The 1,306-nt window shown below is 79.2% G+C and carries 1 pseudogene; it reads right to left on the bottom strand.

Annotated elements, in window-relative coordinates:
• Positions 1-1,306 (bottom strand): annotated as a pseudogene (locus B7P34_RS35925) (hypothetical protein); the annotation flags it as partial.

The raw sequence follows: 1,306 nt of genomic DNA, 5'->3' as shown, positions 1-1,306 counted from the left end.
GCGTGCGCGCGCCCGCCGACTCGCCCTCGCTGCGGGCGGCGGCGGCCTCCTCGGCGGCCTCGGCGCGCAGCCGCTCCGCCTCGGCCTCGGCCTGCGACTGCAGCGTGCGCACCCGCTCCGCGGTCTCCGCGCGCTGCCGCTCGGTCTCCTCGGCGGCCTCGCGGCGCAGCCGCTCCGCCTCCGTACGGGCGTCGCGCAACGCCTCCTCGGAGGCCTCCACGCGCTGCTCGGCCTCGGCGTGCAGGCGGGTCAGCTCCGCGTCGGCCTCGGCGCGGCGCGCCTCCGCCGCCTTCTCGGCCTCCTCGCGCAGCTTCCGCGCGGCCTCCTCGGCCTCGCTGCGGGTGCGCTCGGCGTGATCCTCGGCCTCCTCGGCCATCTCCTCGGCCTCGGTGCGCGCCCGCTCCAGGGCCTCCTCGGCCTGCTTGCGCAGGGAGGCGGCCCGCTCGGCGGCCTCCGACCGCACCCGCTCGCTGTCCGCGGCCGCGCCGCCGCGCGTCTCCTCCGCGTCGGCCTTGGCCTTGGCCAGCAGCTCCTCGGCGGTCTTCGCCGCCTCCTCGATCTGCTGCAGCGCCTCGCGCCGGGCCTCGCCCCGGATCCGCTCGCCCTCGGCGACGGCGTCGGCCCGCAGCTGCTCGGCCTCGCCGCGCAGCCGCCGCGCCTCCTCCTGGAGCTCGACGGTCCTGGCGCGGTACTCCTTGGTGTCGTCCTTCGCCGCGCCCTTGAGCTGCTCGGCGGTGTCCGCGGCCTGCTCGCGCAGCCGCTCGGCCTCGGCCTCGGCCTCCTTGCGGATGCGTTCCGCCTCGGCGGCCGCGGCCTTCGTGGTGGCGAGGGCGTCCTCGGAGGCCTTGGACAGGACCTCCTCGGCCGTCCGGGCGGCCTTGGCGAGCTGGGCCGCCGAATCCTCCGCGGCGGCGCTGCGGGCCTTCTCCGCGGCCTCGGCGACCAGCCGCTCGGCCTCCGCGGCGGCGTCCGCCCGCAGCTGCCCGGCCTCCGCCTTGAGGGCCTCGGCCTCCTTCGTGGCCTCGCTGACCAGCCGCGCGACCTCGGCCCGGGCGGTACGGGTGCGCTGCTCGTTCTCCGTCTCGGCGCCGGTCAGGCTGCGGGCGGCGGTGTCCTTCGCCTCCGCAACCAGCTTCTCGGCCTCGGCGCGCGCCTCGCGCAGCGCCGCGTCGGCCTCCTGCAGGCGGGCCTCGGCGGTACGGCTCAGCTCGGCCGCGGCCGTGCGCGCCTGCTCGCTCTCCGTGCCCGCGGCCGCCCGCAGCTGCTCGGCGTGGTCGGTGGCCTCCTGCGCCTGCGCGGACGCGGC

The organism is Streptosporangium nondiastaticum, from assembly GCF_003011965.1.
Classification (GTDB): domain Bacteria; phylum Actinomycetota; class Actinomycetes; order Streptomycetales; family Streptomycetaceae; genus Streptomyces; species Streptomyces nondiastaticus.
This window is presented reverse-complemented; position numbering and strand designations above follow the sequence as displayed.